The 13,253-nt window shown below is 66.4% G+C and carries 9 protein-coding genes; 5 read left to right on the top strand and 4 right to left on the bottom strand.

All coding sequences use genetic code 11. The annotated features are described in order from the left end of the window. Positions 1-349 precede the first annotated feature (349 nt). Positions 350-1,705 (top strand): phosphoglucosamine mutase, encoded by a 1,356-nt coding sequence (gene glmM / locus JKG68_RS27585; protein WP_202065143.1) that lies wholly within the window; start codon positions 350-352, stop codon positions 1,703-1,705. A 186-nt stretch (positions 1,706-1,891) separates the two neighbouring features. Here the strand turns inward: glmM and JKG68_RS27580 are convergent, their stop codons facing one another. From JKG68_RS27580 to JKG68_RS34340, 3 genes are all read right to left on the bottom strand, one after another. Next, positions 1,892-5,050, bottom strand: a complete 3,159-nt coding sequence (locus JKG68_RS27580; RefSeq protein ID WP_202065142.1) for an efflux RND transporter permease subunit — start codon at positions 5,048-5,050, stop codon at positions 1,892-1,894. Between the two features lie 152 nt (positions 5,051-5,202). Continuing rightward, on the bottom strand, positions 5,203-6,468 hold the full coding sequence (locus JKG68_RS27575) for an efflux RND transporter periplasmic adaptor subunit (RefSeq protein WP_202065141.1): 1,266 nt from the start codon (positions 6,466-6,468) through the stop codon (positions 5,203-5,205). A 129-nt stretch (positions 6,469-6,597) separates the two neighbouring features. Beyond that, on the bottom strand, positions 6,598-6,726 hold the full coding sequence (locus JKG68_RS34340; protein WP_281399238.1) for a hypothetical protein: 129 nt from the start codon (positions 6,724-6,726) through the stop codon (positions 6,598-6,600). On the opposite strand from JKG68_RS34340, the gene JKG68_RS27570 reads away from it, so the two are divergent. The 3 genes from JKG68_RS27570 to purU all read left to right on the top strand — a co-directional run bounded on the left by JKG68_RS27570 (position 6,725) and on the right by purU (position 10,631). Then, positions 6,725-7,897, top strand: coding sequence for a phosphoserine transaminase (locus JKG68_RS27570; protein WP_202065140.1), 1,173 nt, complete (start codon positions 6,725-6,727; stop codon positions 7,895-7,897). The two genes, JKG68_RS34340 and JKG68_RS27570, sit on opposite strands and share 2 nt — an antisense overlap. Positions 7,898-8,097: 200 nt before the next feature. Beyond that, positions 8,098-9,690 carry a phosphoglycerate dehydrogenase gene (gene serA / locus JKG68_RS27565; protein ID WP_202065138.1) on the top strand — a complete coding sequence of 531 codons (1,593 nt, stop codon included), beginning with the start codon at positions 8,098-8,100 and terminating at the stop codon, positions 9,688-9,690. A 68-nt stretch (positions 9,691-9,758) separates the two neighbouring features. Further along, positions 9,759-10,631, top strand: a complete 873-nt coding sequence (gene purU, locus JKG68_RS27560; protein ID WP_202065137.1) for a formyltetrahydrofolate deformylase — start codon at positions 9,759-9,761, stop codon at positions 10,629-10,631. A gap of 153 nt (positions 10,632-10,784) precedes the next feature. Here purU and JKG68_RS27555 read toward each other — a convergent pair whose 3' ends face one another. Beyond that, the gene (locus JKG68_RS27555; protein ID WP_202065132.1) at positions 10,785-11,690 is read right to left on the bottom strand and encodes a DMT family transporter; all 906 of its coding nucleotides are present in this window, start codon (positions 11,688-11,690) and stop codon (positions 10,785-10,787) included. A gap of 121 nt (positions 11,691-11,811) precedes the next feature. Here JKG68_RS27555 and JKG68_RS27550 point away from each other — a divergent pair, with 121 nt between their 5' ends. Further along, complete coding sequence (locus JKG68_RS27550; protein WP_202065130.1) at positions 11,812-12,675, top strand: type 1 glutamine amidotransferase; 864 nt, start codon at positions 11,812-11,814, stop codon at positions 12,673-12,675. The last annotated feature ends 578 nt before the right edge of the window (positions 12,676-13,253 follow it).

The following is a 13,253-nucleotide window of genomic DNA, read 5'->3' as shown; positions in this document are numbered from 1 at the left end:
CAGCCCCCGATCCGGGACACCGGCGACACGCTCACTCCGGTGCGCGGCTCCGCCGTTCCCACCGCAGGCCGCGGCCGCCCGCGGGAGAGCGACGGCGGCATGGAGCCACAGCCGCAGGCTTAAGCCGCCATATCGCCAAAGCCTTTCGAACGCCCGCTCCCGCAGCGGGCGTTCTTTTTTGTTTACCTGAAAGGTCTAGTTTCTCCTCGGGGCAGGGTTTAAGGCTTGTAACAATCGCTTATCACTTGTGATGGCGCGAATTGGCCTCAAAGCCTTGACCGACCATAGGGAGGTTGCTTTGAAAAAGCCAAAGAGCGCATCGGCGCTACGGAATGCGGAGACAAAGCACGTGCGTAAATACTTCGGAACCGATGGAATCCGGGGCCGGGCCAACGGGATCATCACGCCGGACCTCGCCCTGCGGGTGGGCCAGGCGGCCGGTCTCATGTTCCAGCAGCGCGGCGATTACCGCCACCGGGTCGTGATCGGCAAGGATACGCGCCTGTCCGGCTACATGATCGAGTCCGCCCTTCAGGCGGGCTTCACGTCGGTGGGCATGGACGTGCTGCTGCTCGGCCCGATCCCGACGCCGGCGGTGGCCATGCTGACCCGCTCCATGCGCTGCGACCTGGGCGTGATGATCTCGGCGTCCCACAATCCCTATGAAGACAACGGCATCAAGCTGTTCGGGCCCGACGGCTTCAAGCTCAACGACGATATGGAGCTTGAGATCGAGGCGCTGATCGACTCCGACCTGACGCGGCGTTTGGCCGAGTCCGCCACCCTGGGCCGGGCCAAGCGCATCGAGAGCGTCCAGGCCCGCTACATCGAGTTCGCCAAGCGCACCCTGCCGCGCCAGCTCGATCTGGAGGGCATGCGCGTCGTCGTCGATTGCGCCAACGGGGCGGGCTACAAGGTCGCGCCGGAAGCCCTCTGGGAGCTGGGCGCGGAGGTCATGTCGATCGGCGTCGAGCCGAACGGCTTCAACATCAATCACGCCGTCGGCTCCACCGCGCCGGATGCCTTGATCGGCAAGGTGCGCGAGCTGCGCGCCGATGTGGGCATCGCCCTCGACGGCGATGCCGACCGGGTGCTGATCGTCGACGAGAAGGGCCAGAAGATCGACGGCGACCAGCTGATGGGCGTCGTCGCCCGCTCCTGGAAGGACGACGGCCGCCTGTCGCAGCCGGGCGTCGTAGCCACGATCATGTCCAATCTCGGCCTGGAGCGGTACCTGAACGGCATGGGCCTGGGTCTCGTCCGCACCGCCGTCGGCGACCGCTACGTGCTCGAGCACATGCGGGCCCACGGCTTCAATCTCGGCGGCGAGCAGTCCGGCCACATCATCATGTCGGACTACACCACCACCGGCGACGGCCTCATCGCGGCCCTTCAGGTTCTGGCGGTGGTCAAGCGCCTCGGCAAGCCCGTCTCGGAGGTCTGCCACTGCTTCGAGCCGCTGCCCCAGGTGCTCAAGAACGTGCGCTACAAGGCAGGAAAACCCCTGCAGGAGGCTTCCGTCATCAAGGCCATCGAGGCCGGGCGCGAGCGCCTCGGCAACGGCGGCCGTCTCGTGATCCGTCCCTCGGGCACCGAGCCCGTCATCCGCGTGATGGCCGAAGGCGACGACCGGGATCTCGTCAACCGGGTGGTGGACGACGTGGTGGACGCCGTAACCCAGGCCGCCTCCAAGGTCGCCGCGTAACGCGGTTCTTCACTTCACGGCTTCAAGGAAAAAGCCCCGGCGACGGTCTCGCCGGGGCTTTTTGCATGCCTGCCTGAGCCGGAGCATTCTTTGGCGAAGCGGGTCCGGCTCGCCGCGCAAATAATGCGGCGAGCCTGAGCCCTAGAGCTCATTCCGTCGCAGTGGACAGGGCTCCAGGGCCAAGGATCACTCCGCCGGGTGGGCCGGCGGCTGCGGCGCGGTGTGGCGCGGCAGGTCCTCGCCATGGGCGCGCTGGCCGGTCTGAACGCGCAGCCTGTCGAGCATCTCGCTCACATAGGTGGAGGGCTTGGTGTAACCGCCGAGGAGCAGGTAGATCGCGGGCACCACGAGCACGGTCAGAAGCGTGGACATGGTGACGCCGCCCACGATTACCGTGCCGATGGCGTTGCGCGCCTCGGCCCCGGCGCCGGTCGACCAGGCGAGCGGGATCGCGCCGCCGATCATGGCGATGGACGTCATCAGGATCGGCCTGAGACGCAGCACGGAAGCCTCGATCACCGCGTCCCACACCGACATGCCCTGCTCGCGCAGCTGGTTGGCGAACTCCACAATGAGAATGCCGTTCTTCGTCATCAGGCCGATGAGCAGGATCATGCCGATCTGGCTGTAGATGTTGAGCGACTGCCCCGTGATGACGAGCGCCGCCAATCCGCCCGTGACGGCGAGCGGCACGGTCAGCATGATGATGAAGGGGTTGATCCAGCTCTCGAATTGGGCCGCCAGCACGAGGAACACCACCAGCAGCGCCATGCCGAAGGTGATGTAGATGGCGTTCGAGGAATCCCGGAAATCCTGCGACTGCCCCCTGTAGCCGATCCGCACATCCGCGGGCAGTTCCGTCCGCACGATCTCCTGGAGGGTTTCGAGGGCATCGCCGATGGAGACATCGGGCCTGAGCCCGGCATCGATGGTGATCGCGCGCATCCGGTTGAAGCGGTTCAGGGTTTGCGGCGCAGCCGACTCCGTCAGGGTCACGAAGGACGAGAGGGGCACGACTTCGCCGTTGGTCGACCGCACGAAAGTGTTGGCGAGATCGTTGGGCGTCGCGCGGTCCTCGGCGCGTCCGCGCATGATCACGGAGTATTCCTCGCCGCGGCTGACGAAGGTGGACACCTCCCGCTCGCCGAACATCAGCTCAAGCGTCCGGCCGATATCCTCGACGGATACGCCCAGATCGGCGGCGCGCTGCCGGTCGATCTGAACCCGGATGTCGGGTTGGGATTCCCGGTAGTCGGAATCCATGTTCACGAACATGCCCGTTTCCTGGGCCTTCTGCATCACGGTATCGCGCCATTCGCGCAAGGTGTCGTAGTCCGGCCCGCCGAGCACGAACTGGATCGGCTTCGAGGGGCCGCGTTGGCCGAGCGAGCCGGGATTGATCGGAGAAACGCGCGCGCCGGGCAGGTTCGCCACCTTGCGGTTGATCTCCTGCACCAAGTCCTGCTGCTTCACCGTCCGCTGTTCCCACGGAACGAGGCGGACGATGATCATGCCCGCATTCACCGGCGACGGGCGCGCGAAACCGGGCGCCACCTGGCTCGTGATGGAGGAGACGACGCCCTGCTCCTGATAGGGCAGGAGGAGGCGCTCGACCTCCCTCACCCGCTCGCGGGTGTAGTCCAGGCTCGCGCCCTCGGGTGCGTCGATGCGCACGATGATGGCGCCGCGATCCTCCGTGGGGGCGAAGTTCTTCGGCAGCATCTGGAAGAGCCCGTAGGCTGACAGGGAAATGGCGAAGCCCACCGCCAGGATCACCAGGGGAGCCCTGAGCACCCGGGTCAGGATGCCCCGATAGACATTGTTCATGCCCGTGAAGAACGGCTCCGTCATGCGCTGGATGCGGCCATGGGCCGGCACCATCAGCTTCGAGCACATCATGGGCGTGAGCGTGCGCGCCACGACGCCGGAGAAGAAGATGGCGGCGGCAAGCGTGATGCCGAACTCGCGGAAGAGCTGGCCCGTGTTGCCCGTCATGAACGCCAGCGGCACGAACACCGCCATCAGCGTGGCGGTCGTGGCGATCACCGCGAAGCCGATCTCGCGCGCGCCGTCGAAGGAGGCGAGCAGCGGCGGCTGGCCCTCCTCGATGCGCCGGTGAACGTTCTCGATTTCCACGATGGCGTCGTCCACCACGATGCCGATGGCGAGCACGACGGCCAGGAGCGTCAGCACGTTGATGGAGGCGTTGAAGTAGGCCATCACCATGCAGGCCGCGATGATCGAAACCGGGATCGCCACGATGGCCACGATGGTCGAGCGCCAGTCCCGCAGGAAGACCAGGATCACGAGGATCACGAGGCCGACGCCTTCGAGCAGCGTTTTCAGCACGCCGTTGATGGATGCGCTGATGAACTGGCTCTCGTCATAGGAAACCTCCGCCGTGGTGCCCGGCGGCAGGGAGGGTTTCAGGGCCTCGAGCTCCTCGCGGACGCCATCGGCCACCGACAGGGTGTTGGCCGTGGACTGGCGCACGATGCCGAGGCCCGTGGCAACCTTGCCGGATTCGTAGAACTCGAAACGGTTGTCCTCCGGGCCGACCTCGACCTGCGCCACCTCGTTCAGGCGCACGAGATAGCCGTTCTTGTTCGAAACGATCAGCTGCTCGAAATCCTGCGGGGAGGAGAGGCGGGAATCCGTCTTGACGGTGAATTCGCGCTGCGCGGACTCGATGCGCCCGCCGGGCAGCTCCACGTTCTGGCGCTTGATGGCCGCTTCCAGGTCCTGCACGGTCAGGCCGCGCGCGGCAAGCGCCGGGCGGTCGACCCAGATGCGCATGGAATAGCGCCGCTCACCGGCGAGATAAACGTTGGCGACGCCGGGCACCGTCGAGAGCCGGTCCACGTAGACCCGCTTCAGGAAGTCGCTGAGCTCGAGCGCGTCGTAGGTGGACGAGGTGACGCTGATCCACATGATGGCCGAGGCGTTGTCGTCCACTTTACGGATCACGGGCTGGTCGACACCGTCCGGCAGCCGCCCGACCACGCGGAACACCGCGTCGCGCACGTCGGAGGTTGCGCCCTCGGGATCGCGCGATACGTCGAACTCGATCGTCACGGAAGAGCGCTCGTTCTGGCTCTGGGAGCGGATCTGCTCGATGCCCTCGATGCCGGCGACAGCGCCTTCGATCACCTCCGTGACGCGGCTCTCGATCACCTCGTTCGAGGCGCCGCGATAAACCGTCGAGACGGAAACGACCGGGCGGTCCACGCTCGGATACTCGCGCACCGGCAGCTTCAGGAGCGCCGCAAGGCCGCCCACGATCAGCAGCAGGCTTACCACGACGGCGAAGACGGGACGGCGGATGAAGAGGTCTGAAACCTGCATGGCTTTATTCGATCCCGTAAGGGTCAAGTCGTTCGATGGGGCACCTGGTGTCGTCCCCGGCGAGGGAAGCGACGGAAGGGGATCCACTCACGCGCTGAGCGCCATGGATTCCTTCCGCTGCGCTTCCGGCCGGGAATGACACGGACGGCATGCTAGTTGCGCTCGGCGGCCTGGGCGCTGCCGATGGCCTGCGGCATGTTCAGCGAGGAGCGGGAGGGCTGCTCGCGATTGGCAGCAGGCACGGGAGCCGCGGGTGTTGCCGAGCCCAAGGGGCGGGCGATGACCTCGGCCCCCGGACGCACGCGCTGGACGCCGAGCACGACGATGATCTCGCCGCCCTTCAGGCCCTCCAGCACCTCGACCTTGCCGCCCTGGCGCTGGCCGATGGTGATGACGCGCCGGTCGACCTTGTTGTCCTTGACCAGATACACGATCTGGCGAAGGCCCTCGCTGACGATGGATTCCTCGGGCACCACCACCGCCTCGTCATTGGCGGAAATCTCCAGGGCCACGGACAGGAACATGCCGGGCTTCAGCGCTTCGTCCGGGTTGTCGAACTCGGCGGTAAGGCGGGCCGTGCGGGTGGTCTGCTCCACCCGGGGATCGATGGTGGCGACGGTGCCCTTGAAGGTCCGCCCGCGATAGGCGGCGGCGGTGGCAGTGACCGTCTGGCCCGGCTTGAGGCGGCCGAGCAGATTTTCCGGCACGGCGAAGTCGAGGCGCACCTTGGAGAGGTCGTCGAGGGAGGTGATGCGGGTGCCGGGCGCCACATAGGCGCCGAGCGAAACGGAGCGGGTGCCGACCCGGCCGGCGAAGGGAGCGCGGATCGTCAGGTCCTCGAGCCGCGCCTCCGCTGCCTTGCGCTGGGCCTGGGCGGACGCGATGGAGCCTTCAAGCGACTTCATCTGGGCCGTCAGGTCCTCGACCTGGGCCTCGGTGCCGGCGCCCGTGCGGCGCAGGGTCTGGGCGCGCTCGAGCTTGATGGCGACCTCGTTGCGCAGGGCCGTGGCCCGGTTGGCTTCGGCGGCGGCCTGCTCGATGGCGGCGCGGCGCTCGGCGGCATCGAACTGCACCAGCAGATCCCCGGCCTTGACCTTCTGGCCTTCCTCGAAGCCGATCTCGCCGATGATGCCTGCCACCTTGGCGGTCACCATGATCGACTCGTAGGCACGCACCGTGCCCACCGCCTCGCGGATCTCCACGATGCGCCCCGTCTTGACCGTATCGACCTCGACCGTCGCGGGTCCCGTGGGGCCGCGGCCGCGTGCTCCCGGAGCGCCCGCCTGCGGGGCGGGCTGGCTCACATAGGCGCCGATCACCGGCACATTGGCCAAGTGGCCGCCCTTGTAGGCGTACCAGCCGCCAAAGCCTGCTGCCCCCAGCACGGCGATGACAGCAAGTTGACCGGACACACGCATGCTCGCTCCTTACACAGTCGTCTTCTTTGGTCGCAGATGTCGGAAATCGTCCTAGCACAGTATACGCCGGGAACGCCGAACATATCCCAATGAACACGATGATTTGTATTACGATTTCGTAATCTCACCTTAGAACTTGGCAATCTCCGCCGCTGCCCCAGCGGTATCCGCCTTGACCGTGGCCCCCGCCTCCGTCATACCGGTCGGCGGGACACCTCTCCCCACCGAGAGGCGCCCATCTGTAAGGATGGATACCATGACAGACCTGCCCGCCGCGCGTCCGCACGCGCCTTTCTTTTCGTCCGGCCCCTGCGCGAAGCGCCCCGGATGGTCCTTGGCAAACCTCAAAACCGACAGCCTCGGCCGCTCGCACCGCGCCAAGCTCGGCAAGGCGCGCCTGAAGCTCGCCATCGACCTGACCCGCGAGGTTCTTGACGTGCCGGCCGATTACCGCATCGGCATCGTGCCCGCCTCCGACACCGGGGCCGTGGAGATGGTGCTGTGGTCCATGCTCGGCGCCCGTCCGGTCGACATGCTCGCCTGGGAAAGCTTCGGCGAGGGCTGGGTCACGGACGTGGTCAAGCAGCTCAAGCTCGCCGACGCCCGGGTGATCGGCGCGCCTTATGGCGAGCTTCCCGATCTCGCTCAGGTCGACACCAAGACCCGCGACGTGGTCTTCACGTGGAACGGCACCACCTCCGGCGTGCGCGTGCAGAGCGCCGACTGGATCGCCGCCGATCGCGAGGGGCTGACCATCTGCGACGCCACCTCGGCGGCCTTCGCGCAGAAGCTCGATTTCGCCAAGCTCGACGTGGTCACCTTCTCCTGGCAGAAGGTGCTGGGCGGCGAGGCGGCCCACGGCATGCTCATCCTGTCGCCCCGCGCCGTCGAGCGCCTGGAGACCTACAAGCCCGCCTGGCCGCTGCCGAAGATCTTCCGCATGACCAAGGGCGGCAAGCTGATCGAGGGCATCTTCGAGGGCGAGACCATCAACACCCCGTCCATGCTGGCGGTCGAGGACTATATCGACGCGCTCGAATGGGCGAAGTCCATCGGCGGTTTGAACGCGCTTGTCGCCAAGGCCGACGCCAACGCGAAGGTGATCACCGATTGGGTGGCGAAGACCCCGTGGATCGCCAACCTCGCCAAGGATCCGGCCACCGCCTCCAACACCAGCGTCTGCCTCGTGATCGCCGATCCGGATATCGTGGCCAAGGGCCCCGAGGCGGTCGCGCAGGTGGCCAAGGGCATCACCACGGCGCTGGAGAAGGAGGGCGTGGCCCTCGACATCGGCGCCTATCGCGACGCCCCTCCGGGCTTGCGCATCTGGTGCGGCGCCACGGTCGAGCAGTCCGACCTGGAGGCCCTGACTCCCTGGCTCGACTGGGCCTTCGCGCAGGAAAAGGCGAAGCTCGCGAAAGCGGCGTAGCGCTCTTCACCCTCCCCTTGAGGGGGAGGGTCGACGCCCATAAGGGCGGCGGGGTGGGGTGGCAACACTGCCCGTCTTCGTCGTCCTCGGACAAAACGCATATACAATCAAACGACAGTGCCGTTCACCCCACCCCGGCTCTTCGAGCCGACCCTCCCCCTCAAGGGGAGGGTGAAGGGACGGCAAATCTGAGGTGCACCATGCCCGCTCCCCGCGTTCTCATTTCCGACGCTCTTTCTCCCGCCGCCGTGCAGATCTTCAAGGATCGCGGCATCGACGTGGACTTCCAGCCCGATCTCGGCAAGGACAAGGACAAGCTCGCCCAGATCATCGGCCAGTATGACGGCCTTGCCATCCGGTCCGCCACCAAGGTCACGGCGAAGATCCTGGAGAAGGCCACGAACCTGAAGGTGATCGGCCGCGCCGGCATCGGCGTGGACAACGTGGAGATCCCCGCCGCCACGGCGCGCGGCGTGATCGTCATGAACACGCCCTTCGGCAACTCCATCACCACGGCCGAGCATGCGATTGCCATGATGTTCGCGCTCGCGCGCCAGATCCCGCAGGCGGATGCCTCGACGCAGGCCGGCAAGTGGGAGAAGAACCGCTTCATGGGCGTGGAGCTCACGGGCAAGGTGCTCGGCGTCATCGGCTGCGGCAATATCGGATCCATCGTGGCCGACCGCGCCATCGGGCTTCGCATGAAGGTGATCGCCTACGATCCCTTCCTGTCGCCGGAGCGCGCCCTTGAGATCGGCGTCGAGAAGGTGGAGCTGGACGACCTGCTGCGCCGCGCCGACATCATCACGCTGCACGTGCCGATGACCGAGAAAACGAAGAACGTTCTCTCGGCCGAGAACATCGCCAAGACCAAGAAGGGCGTGCGTATCGTCAACTGCGCCCGCGGCGGCCTTGTCGATGAAGTCGCGCTTCGCGCAGCGCTCGATTCCGGCCATGTGGCGGGGGCTGCCTTCGACGTGTTCGTCGAGGAGCCGGCGACCTCGAACCCGCTCTTCGGCCATCCCAACGTGGTCTGCACGCCTCACTTGGGCGCCGCCACCACGGAGGCGCAGGAGAACGTGGCCCTGCAGGTGGCCGAGCAGATGTCGGACTACCTGCTGCAGGGCGCGATCCAGAACGCCGTGAACTTCCCGTCAATCACGGCGGAGGAAGCGCCGCGCCTCAAGCCTTTCGTGGCGCTCGCCGAAAAGCTCGGCTCCTTCCTGGGCCAGCTCACGGAAGCGCCCATCAAGGGCATCCGCATCGAGTACGAGGGCAACGTTGCCGAGATGAACACCCGCGCGCTCACCTCGGCCGCGGTGACCGGCGTGCTGCGTCCCTTCCTGCAGGACATCAACATGGTGTCGGCGCCGCTCGTGGCGCGCGATCGCGGCATCATGGTGGAAGAGGTCAAGCGCGAGAACGCGGCGCGCGACTACGAGAGCTTCATCCGCATCATCGTGGATGCGGAGGACATGGCGCGCCACGCGGGCGGCACCGTGTTCCAGGACGGCAAGCCCCGCGTCGTGGACATCCGCGACATCGCGGTGGATGCGGAGTTCGCAGCCCACATGATCTATGTGCGCAACGACGACAAGCCCGGCTTCATCGGCCGCTTCGGCACCCTGCTCGGCGAGTCGGGCGTGAACGTCGCGACCTTCGCTTTGGGCCGCGACAAGCCCGGCGGCGACGCGATCTGCTTCGTGTCGGTCGACCAGCCGGTTTCCGACGAGCTCCTGCGCCGGATCGAGGATATCCCGCAGGTCAAGCGCGCCCGCGCCGTGCGGTTCTAAAAAACGTCTTCCGGCGAAGTGGATACCGGTTCGCCGGAAGACGCGACAAGCATGAAGAGGCTAGCATCATGACATCATCCCTGCGACAGCGCTTCGTTCTGACGCTCGCCTGCGCGAACCGTCCCGGCATCGTGGCCGCCGTGGCAGGGCATCTGTCCGATGCGGGCCTCAACATCCTCGATGCCCAGCAATACGACGACACGCAAACGGACCGCTTCTTCATGCGGGTCGTCTTCGATCCCGTTTCCGGAAAGAGCGATCTCGCCGCGTTGAAAACCGGCTTCGCGCCGTTGGCCGAGCGCTTTTCCATGACATGGACCCTGCGCGATCCGAGCGAGAAGCGCCGGGTCATGCTCCTGGTGTCGAAGTTCGATCACTGCCTGGCGGATCTGCTCTACCGTTGGCGCATCGACGAGCTCGCCTTCGAGCCGGTGGGCGTCATCGCCAATCATCCCGTCGAGACCTACAGCCATGTGGATCTGGGCAATGTCCCGTTCCACTATCTTCCCGTCACGAAGGACACCAAGCTCGAACAGGAAGCCCGGGTCTGGGAGGTCATCCGCGACGCGAAGGCCGACCTCGTGGTGCTCGCCCGTTACATGCAGGTGCTGTCCGACGGGCTGGCGGCGAAACTGGCGGGACGCTGCATCAACATCCACCATTCGTTTCTTCCCAGCTTCAAGGGCGCCAAGCCGTACCACCAGGCGCATACGCGCGGCGTGAAGCTGATCGGCGCCACCGCCCACTACGTGACGTCGGATCTCGACGAGGGTCCGATCATCGCGCAGGACGTGGAATCGATCACCCACCGCGACACGGCGGACGACCTCGTGCGCAAGGGCCGCGACATCGAGCGCCGGGTTCTCGCCCGCGCCGTGCGGTATCACCTGGAAGACCGCATTCTGCTCAACGGCCGCAAGACCGTGGTGTTCGCGGATTAGCAAAGTCTCCCACGGCTATCCCGGGGCCGCTTGAGCGGAGCCCGGGATCCATGACCGCTGACGATGCAGAAGAGGACGCAGCGGTTGTCGCATCGTCTCAACCATCAGCGTCGTGGTTATGGATCCCCGCCTGCGAAGGGATGACAGCGGGAGCTACCGCCGCCGCTCCGAGAGCCAGATGCCGCCGAGAACCAGCACGAGGCCTAGCGCATGGTAAAGCGCGAAGGGCTCGCCCAGCAGCACCACGGCAAGCAGCGCGCCGAAGATCGGCACGAGATTGACGAAGAGCCCGGCCCGCGCCGGGCCGATCAGCTCGACCCCGCGAATGAAGAAGACCTGCGACAGCAGGGATGGCAGCAGGCCGACATAGAGCAGGATGATCCAGCCCCTCGGAGTGGGGAGCTGCGCCGCGCCGCGCGCGATCTCCAGCCCGAGCAGGGGCAGGGAGCTGAGGAAGGCGACCCCTGCCAGGGCGGCGAAGAAGACGAGGCCCGGAATGGCCGGGCGATGGCGCAGGCCGAGCGTATAGGCCGCATAGAACACGCAGGCGATCAGCGTCCAGACATCGCCGATATTGAGCGCCAGCGTCTTGAGGATCTGAAGATCGGCCTTCACCGAAACCAGAACCACGCCGAGGATCGTGACGATCATGCCTAAGATCTGCAGCGGGATGACGCGCGCTCCGAAGAACAGGACCGTGCCGAGGAGCACGAGCACCGGGATGGAGCCCTGGAAGATCGTGAGGTTCACGGCGGTCGTGTAGTGGGCCGCGGCATAGAACAGGGCATTGAAGGCGGTGAACCCGAAGGTGCCCATGAGGATCGTGAAAGCCCAGCGCGCCCTGATCTTCGGCCATTCCGCCGCAACCTGCCGGCCCACCAGCGGCAGCATGACCGCGACCACGATCACCCAGCGCAGGCAGGTGAGCACCATGGGGGACACCTCGCCCACGGCCAGGCGCCCGGCAATGGCGTTGCCGCCCCACATGAGGGTGGTGAGGGTCAGGAGCAGGTAAGCCTGGCCCCACACCCATTTCCGAAGGGAATGCAGGATCGTCATGGAAGGCAGGATCTCCTGGCGCACCGCGCCAAAAGGGGCTTTCCCCCGGGTTCGGTGCAATTGCGCTTGCCGCCGCGCGCCGTTTGGCTAAACCGGCACCGGATGGAGGCGGGTGACGCTGATGGGCTTAAGGTTTCTGGTGGTCGAGGGCAATACGCGTGGCGCAAGGCAGGCCCACAAGCAGGCCTATGGACTGACGCTGTCGGAGTCCTATGCGGAGGTTCTGCAGGAGATCGAGGGCGGCGCCGTCTGCGACATCGCCTTTCCGGCCGACGAGGGCGCCAACCTGCCGGATGCCGCAGGGCTCGAATCCTACGACGGGATCGTGCTCACCGGCTCGCACCTCAACATCTATGACCGCACCCCCGATATCGTGCGCCAGATCGATCTCATGCGGGCGGTCTACGCCTCCCGCACCCCGTCGTTCGGTTCCTGCTGGGGCCTGCAGGTGGCGGCGGTCGCGGCCGATGGCGACGTGCGGCAAAACCCACTGGGGCGCGAGGTGGGCTTTGCCCGCAAGCTGACCCCGACGGAAGCGGGCCGGGCCCATCCCCTGCTCGAAGGCCGCCCCGCCGCCTATGACGCGCCGGCCATTCATCTCGACATGGTGACGGCGCTCCCAGGCGACTGCACGGTGCTGGCGGGCAACGCGGTCTCGCCGGTTCAGGCGGCGGAGATCCGCCAGGACGGCGGCGTATTCTGGGGCGTGCAGTATCATCCGGAATTCTCCCTTGGCGAACTCGCCGCCATCCTGGAGCGTCGCACCGACATCCTGGTGCGGGAAGGCTTCTGCCGGACGCCCGAGGACGCCCTGGCCTACACGGCGGATCTGGCGGCCCTGCACCGGGATCCCACCCGCTTCGATCTCGCCTGGCGGCATGGCATCGATGCGGAGGTTTTGGAGCCCCAGCGGCGCACCCGCGAAATCCGCAACTTCGTCGAGCATCGGGTGAAGACGGAAAAGAGCGCCAGAGGACGGGCCTGACACGCTCCCATCCGGGTGCCCGCACAGGCGCGGACACCGCGAGCGGGGGCATGCCTGTTGGGCGATGATGGGCATCCGATCGCAGGGGTCGAGCGCATGGCTCCTCCCTGCGCCCCAACCGGCAATGACGCCCTTTCGGTTGCCCGAGGCGGCGTTGTTCCGGGATCGTCGGACGAGGGCGGCACGACCGGCCCTCCTCCCCCTTGTGGGGAGGAGTTGGAGGTGGGGTGTGAGCGAGTGCTTATAAAGGTGAGGCGCCGGCACCCCCACCCTGGCCCTCCCCACAAGGAAGAGGGAAGCTCGCACTGCACTCGTCCACCGAGGATAACGTTGAGGCTGTCATCCCGGCGGCAGGGCTGGAGAGGCATCCACTCCCAAGCGTGGTGCTATGGATTCCCTTCCCCTCCGCTTCGCTCCGGCCGGGAATGACACCGAGGTCAGCGCTCCGCTGTCATCCCCGGCGAGCGCAGCGAGGGAAGGGGATCCATAACCGCTAACGGTGCAGAACAAGAGCAGGGCGCGCCGCCATCTCCTGCGACCATCCTGGTTCCGGCTCCCCGCCTGCCCAGGCACGACAG

The organism is Microvirga aerilata, from assembly GCF_016743775.1.
GTDB classification, from domain to species: domain Bacteria; phylum Pseudomonadota; class Alphaproteobacteria; order Rhizobiales; family Beijerinckiaceae; genus Microvirga; species Microvirga aerilata.
This window is presented reverse-complemented; position numbering and strand designations above follow the sequence as displayed.

Bases quoted from the DNA above. Each gene is read 5' to 3' on its own strand.
- JKG68_RS27570 (WP_202065140.1), top strand. From the start codon at position 6,725: ATGACAGACCTGCCCGCCGCGCGTCCGCACGCGCCTTTCTTTTCGTCC.
- purU (WP_202065137.1), top strand. From the start codon at position 9,759: ATGACATCATCCCTGCGACAGCGCTTCGTTCTGACGCTCGCCTGCGCG.
- serA (WP_202065138.1), top strand. From the start codon at position 8,098: ATGCCCGCTCCCCGCGTTCTCATTTCCGACGCTCTTTCTCCCGCCGCC.
- JKG68_RS27550 (WP_202065130.1), top strand. From the start codon at position 11,812: ATGGGCTTAAGGTTTCTGGTGGTCGAGGGCAATACGCGTGGCGCAAGG.
- JKG68_RS27575 (WP_202065141.1), bottom strand. From the start codon at position 6,468: ATGCGTGTGTCCGGTCAACTTGCTGTCATCGCCGTGCTGGGGGCAGCA.
- JKG68_RS27580 (WP_202065142.1), bottom strand. From the start codon at position 5,050: ATGCAGGTTTCAGACCTCTTCATCCGCCGTCCCGTCTTCGCCGTCGTG.
- JKG68_RS34340 (WP_281399238.1), bottom strand. From the start codon at position 6,726: ATGGTATCCATCCTTACAGATGGGCGCCTCTCGGTGGGGAGAGGTGTC.
- JKG68_RS27555 (WP_202065132.1), bottom strand. From the start codon at position 11,690: ATGACGATCCTGCATTCCCTTCGGAAATGGGTGTGGGGCCAGGCTTAC.